Below are 2,820 nucleotides of genomic sequence, written 5' to 3' on the forward strand. Positions count from 1 at the left end.
CGCGCCACCCGCAGGCGCTGGTACAGGCCGCCGGCGGCGCCACCGGTCTCGTTCCAGGCCTGGACCCAGGCCGGCTCGCGCCTGGGCAGGTCACCGCGCATGGGGAACGCGGTGTCGGGCATGTTCAGCGTGGCACGCCAGGCGCTGCCGCCGGCCTGGCTGTCTGCCTTGGCCTTGGGTTGCTTCTTGGGGGTTTGGGTGGAATCGGCCATGGTACGTCTTCGACTTTCGGCGTGGGGTTCGGGGGCGGGCTCCAGGCCCGGCGGCGCGGCAGGCCGCAGAACGGGAGAGGGCGGTTCGCCCCGAGCCGGTCGGGGCGCACGGTCCGGCGCGCAGGCGCCGGCAGCAGCCTCAAATTCGGTCGCGCGTGGTCTGGCGACGGGTCTGTGCGTGCAGCGATTCAAAGTACGCGCGCGCATCGTGGCAGTCCTGGGCAATGCCCCGGGTCAGGGCGTCCAGGCTGTCGTACTTGCGCTCGTCGTGCAGTTTGTGCAGCAGTTCCACGTGGATGATTTTACCGTAGGCTTCGCCACCGGGCAGCGCAGCGGCCAGTTGGTCCGGCCAGTCCAGGCAATGGGTCTCGAGCAGCACGCGGCCGCCATTGACGTCGTTCGGGTCGAGCGAGGGCCGGATGCCCAGATTGGCCACCCCCGCCAGCGGCGGGGCATCCGGGCCGGGGCCCAGGCCATGCACGTGGACGGCGAAGATGCCGCTGGCGGCCGGCTTCCAGTGGGTAAAGCGCAGGTTGAGCGTGCGAAAACCGTCGTTTGCCCCCGGGCTGCTCTCGGCAAGCTGGCGGCCGAGCTTGCGGCCGTGCACCACATGGCCGCTGATGCTGTAGGGCCGGCCCAGCAACGCGGCGGCACGGTCCATGTCGCCGGCGGCCAGTGCCTCGCGCACCTCGGAGCTGGACACCCGGATGCCGTGTACCTCATAGCTTTGCATGCGGGCGACGTCGAAACCAAAGCGGGCGCCGGCGGCATCGAGCATGGCGTAGTCGCCGGTGCGCCCGGCTCCGAAGCGGAAATCGTCGCCCACCAGCACGTACTTCACCCCCAGGGCCCTGACCAGGATGTCCTCGATGAACGCCTGCGCCGGCAGCGCGGCCAGCCGCTCGTTGAAGGGCAGCACCACGCACTGCTCGACGCCGCAGCGTGCGAGTTCACCGAGCTTGTCGCGCAGCGTGGCGATGCGCGCCGGTGCCAGCTCGGGCTTGCGGTGCACGGCGGCGAAGAAGTCGCGCGGGTGGGGCTCGAAGGTCATGGCGCAGGTGGGTACGCCCCGGTGGTGCGCTTCGCTGCGCAGCAGCGCCAGCATGGCCTGGTGGCCACGGTGCACGCCGTCGAAGTTGCCGATGGTCAGCGCGCAGCCACGCAAGGCGGTGGCGTCGCGGTTCCAGAGGCCTCGGATGATGTTCATGTGCTGGGGTGGTGGTGGTGGCGGGCGGGCCCGTCGTCAACGCTTGAGAGAAACGCGCTATATTGACATACACGAGACAGCGCTTGCGGCGGGGGCCATGACCGCCGGAGCGGGCGCGCCGGCCGCCGGCATGGGGTGGCCGGCATTATCCGATGTCGGTTCTTCGTGAAGGAGCCTGGTCTTGAAGGTGTTGAAGCTCTCTGCCCAGGGGCTGCCGCAATCGTGGATCAGCCTGGAGGACGCCGTGCTGCACTACGCGGCCGATGATGTGCGCTGGGAAGTCGGCGCCGAGATCGCGGTGTTCCATGGCGGGTACAACGCCATCACCGGCCGGCAGTCGGTCATCACCGTCAATTCCATCATTGGCACGCGCGGCGTGCCCGAGATCAACCCCTTCGATCTGCGTCCGGCGCTGACCAATGCCAAGCTGTTTGCCCGCGACCGCCATGTCTGCGCCTACTGCGGCCAGACCTTCAGCGAGGAACACCTGACGCGCGAGCACATCATCCCGCAGGCGCAGCGCGGTGGCGACCACTGGATGAACGTGGTCACCGCGTGCAGAGGCTGCAACCACCGCAAGGCCAACCGCACGCCCGAGCAGGCGCACATGGCGCTGCTGTACGCGCCCTATGTGCCCAGCCTGTGGGAAGACTTCATCCTGCGCAACCGCCGCATCCTGGCCGACCAGATGGAGTTCCTCATGGCACGCCTGCCGCGCAGTTCGCGGCTGCACGCGTGACGCTCCGCTGCCGGGAGGGCAGGGGAGCGTGGGGGCTTGGGATTCAGCGCCGGGCCGCCCCAAGCTGAATCCGCGCCCCCTCGGGGGGCAGCGACCCGCGCAGCGGCGGAGCGTGGGGGTTCAATGCTCCGCCCTTGATTCGGCCGCGCGCCGGTCATCGTCCCTGGCCGGGCGGTCCGTTTGCAACTGCCAGAAAATGCCGGCCGACATGGCCGTGATGGCGCCGATCATCACCAGCGCCCAGCGAAATACCGGCAGGGTGTCGGGGCCGACCACGCCAGACGCGATGTCCAGCCACTGGCCGAACACGGACAGCAGCGTGGCCGCCACGCTCACACCCATACCCATGCCGAGCATCTGCACCATCGACATCATGCTGTTGCCGGCGCTGGCCCCGGCACTGTCCAGATCCTTGAGCGTGACGGTGTTCATGGCGGTGAACTGCATCGAGTTGACGGCGCCGTAGAGTGCCATTTGTGCCACCCGCAGCCACAGCGGCTGCTCCGGGGTCATGAGGGCAAAGCCGGCGATCATCAGGCCCAGCAGGGTGGTGTTGACGATGAGCACGCGCCGGTAGCCCCAGCGGCCGATGACGGGCGATACCAGGCGCTTCATGCTCATTCCGGCCAGGGCCACGGGCAGCATCAGCATGCCGGCCTGGG

Annotated in this window: 3 protein-coding genes and 1 pseudogene; 1 reads left to right on the forward strand and 3 read right to left on the reverse strand. The window is 69.0% G+C overall.

The window, feature by feature from the left end:
• Both PHQ87_RS15655 and PHQ87_RS15660 read right to left on the reverse strand, forming a co-directional pair.
• Positions 1-212, reverse strand: a 212-nt coding sequence (locus PHQ87_RS15655; RefSeq protein WP_300236435.1) for a hypothetical protein, incomplete at its 3' end; no start/stop codon positions are given.
• Positions 213-351: 139 nt separating this feature from the next.
• Positions 352-1,419, reverse strand: a complete 1,068-nt coding sequence (locus PHQ87_RS15660; protein WP_300236438.1) for a bifunctional riboflavin kinase/FAD synthetase — start codon at positions 1,417-1,419, stop codon at positions 352-354.
• Positions 1,420-1,600: 181 nt separating this feature from the next.
• Between PHQ87_RS15660 and PHQ87_RS15665 the strand changes: the two genes are divergently transcribed.
• A complete protein-coding gene (locus PHQ87_RS15665) occupies positions 1,601-2,158 on the forward strand; it encodes an HNH endonuclease (protein WP_300236441.1) in 558 nt (185 codons plus the stop codon).
• A 120-nt stretch (positions 2,159-2,278) separates the two neighbouring features.
• Here PHQ87_RS15665 and PHQ87_RS15670 read toward each other — a convergent pair.
• Positions 2,279-2,820, reverse strand: a pseudogene (locus PHQ87_RS15670) (MFS transporter); the annotation flags it as partial.

The sequence above is a fragment of the Hydrogenophaga sp. genome (assembly GCF_028698005.1).
Lineage (GTDB): Bacteria > Pseudomonadota > Gammaproteobacteria > Burkholderiales > Burkholderiaceae_C > Hydrogenophaga.